The organism is Pseudomonas sp. HMWF006 (assembly GCF_003061205.1).
GTDB lineage: Bacteria > Pseudomonadota > Gammaproteobacteria > Pseudomonadales > Pseudomonadaceae > Aquipseudomonas > Aquipseudomonas monsensis.
The window spans coordinates 1-2,342 of sequence record NZ_QAIU01000108.1 but is presented as its reverse complement, the minus strand read 5'-3'; the positions used below and the strand labels follow the sequence as shown (position 1 = coordinate 2,342).

2 protein-coding genes are annotated in these 2,342 nt (G+C 62.0%); both read right to left on the bottom strand.

All coding sequences use genetic code 11. The features are described 5' to 3' along the window. Positions 1–33 precede the first annotated feature (33 nt). The gene (locus DBR24_RS04175) at positions 34–828 is read right to left on the bottom strand and encodes a carbon-nitrogen hydrolase family protein (protein ID WP_128613996.1); all 795 of its coding nucleotides are present in this window, start codon (positions 826–828) and stop codon (positions 34–36) included. 12 nt (positions 829–840) lie between these two features. Further along, positions 841–2,342: NAD(P)/FAD-dependent oxidoreductase (locus tag DBR24_RS04170; RefSeq protein WP_146188950.1), on the bottom strand; the 1,502-nt coding region annotated here is incomplete at its 5' end.

Below are 2,342 nucleotides of genomic sequence, written 5' to 3'. Positions count from 1 at the left end.
CTTCCAGAACAGTGAAGTGCCAATGCTAGCGGATTAACGCTTGTTCAGCGCGCCGTAAAGCTCCGGACGGCGGTCACTGAGGTAGCGATTGGCGGCGCGGGAATCGACCATCAACTGCCGATCCAGCTCCCCGACGATCAGCGCTTCATCCAGGCCAGCCTGGGCGATACGACTGCCGTCCGGCGCGGCGATGCTGCTTTGTCCGCAATAGTGGATCTCGCCTTCCTGCCCGCAATAGTTGGCGTAGGCCACGTAGCACTGGTTTTCGAAGGCGCGGGAACGCACGGTGACGTCGGCGACGAAATCGAATGGAATCATGTTCGCCGTCGGCACCAGAATCAGCTCGGCGCCGGCCAGGGCCAGACGCCGCGCGTTCTCCGGAAACTCCAGGTCGTAGCAGATCAGGAAACCGAGCTTCCAGCCGTTGAGCTCGACCACAGGAAATGCATCGTCGCCGGGGCTGAACATCGACCGGTCCAGATCACCGAACAGGTGGGTCTTGCGGTAATTGCACAAACGCTCGCCGTGCGAGTCGATCAACTGCACGGCGTTGTAGATCTGCCCGTCGGCAGTACGCTCCGGGTAGCCGTAGACAATCGCCAGACCGGCAGCCTTGGCGATGCGGCCGATCTGTTGCGCCCATTCACCGTTGTAGACCTCGGCCAGGGTGCTGACCGCTTCGGCGCCAATGTTGTAGCCGGTCATGAACATCTCCGGCAGCACCAGCAGATCGGCGCCTTTGGCTTCCATCGCCACTTGATGCAGGCGTTGCAGGTTGGCGGCGGGGTCCAGAGGCAGCGGTGGACATTGGTAAAGGGCTACACGCATCAGGGATTCCTCTTACTCGGGCAGGGCGATAGGGCCGATGTCTTTGAACACATCACCCGGGCCCGGGTTCGCTTTATGTGTCGAGCCACCAAAGTGCTTCATGATGCCCCACACCGCGTTGAGGGAGGTCTGCACCGCGCCTTCGACCCACGCCGGGGTCCACGATACGTCGTCACCGGCGATGAAAATCCCGCGCTGCTCGGCGGGCATGTCGTCCTGCATGAAGTGCGCGTACATGCGCTGGTTGTAGCGATAGTGGCCGGGCAGGGCGCCCTTGAACGCACCGAGGAAGTACGGGTCGGCTTCCCACGACACGGTGATCGGGTCGCCGATGATGCGCGCGGCGATGTCGACTTTCGGGTAGATCTTCTTCAGTGCGTTCAGCGCCAGTTCCACACGTTTTTCCACCGGGTGCGGCAGCATCTTCAGTGCGTCGCTCATCCACGAGTACGACAGGCAGATCACGCCGGGCTTGTCGTCGCCGTTGTCGAACAGGTAGGTGCCACGGGTCAGGCGATCGGTGAGGGTCATGCTCATCAGGTCGCGGCCGGTTTCCGGATCCTTGTCCTTCCAGAACGGGCGGTCGACCATCACGAAGGTCTTCGACGACTGCATGTAGCGCGTGCGATCCAGCGCCATCCACATCTTTTGCGAGAACAGGCTTTCGTCGCATTCGATCTGGGTGGTCAGCAGCCAGCTCTGGCAAGTGGTCAGCACGGCGGCATATTCGCGGGTGTCGCCGTTGTTGTCGGTGACGGCGAAACGGCCATCCGGTGCGTGGGCGATTTTCTTCACGCCGGAACGCGGCGCGCCACGGTGCAGGGATTTCAGGCTGGTGCCTTCCGGCCAGTGCACGCAACGCTCCGGCACATGGCGCCAGATGCCTTGTGGCACTTGTTCCACGCCGCCGACCACCAGATGCTGGTGATCGTCGCAGTTGGTCATTACCACGCGGAAGATTTCCAGCATCGAGTTGGGGAAGTCCGAGTCCCAGCCGCCGGTGCCGAAACCGACCTGACCGAACACTTCGCGGTGATGGAACGACAGTTTGGCAAACGCCTTGGACGTGGCCACGAAGTCGTAGAAGGTGCGGTCGTCCCACAGCGGCACGAGTTTGTTCCACAGTTCCTTGAGGCGTGGCACGTCGCGGTCGCGGATCGCTTGCTGGATATCGGCGAACTGCGAGCCGGCCTCCAATGCATCCGCCCAGGCGTCAGCCACTTCCTGGAACAGTGCAGGAAGATCCTTCAGGCTTTGTGCGTAATGGGTTTTGCCTTCCAGGTCGATCACCGTGCTGCCGGAGGCCGGCGTCAACGGGTTCGGGAACGGTTTGGTCTCGAGGCCGAGCTTGTCGACGTAGTGGTAGAACGCGGTGGAGGACACCGGGAAGCGCATGCCGCCGAGTTCCGCGACGATGCCGTCAGTGCCGTTGAACGCTTGCGAGCGCAGGCGCCCGCCGAGCTTCGAAGCCTCGTAGACCACCGGTTTCAAGCCGAGCTTCATCAGTTCGTAAG

Excerpts from the sequence above, each read along its gene's own strand:
- DBR24_RS04175 (WP_128613996.1), bottom strand. The coding sequence starts at position 828 with ATGCGTGTAGCCCTTTACCAATGTCCACCGCTGCCTCTGGACCCCGCC.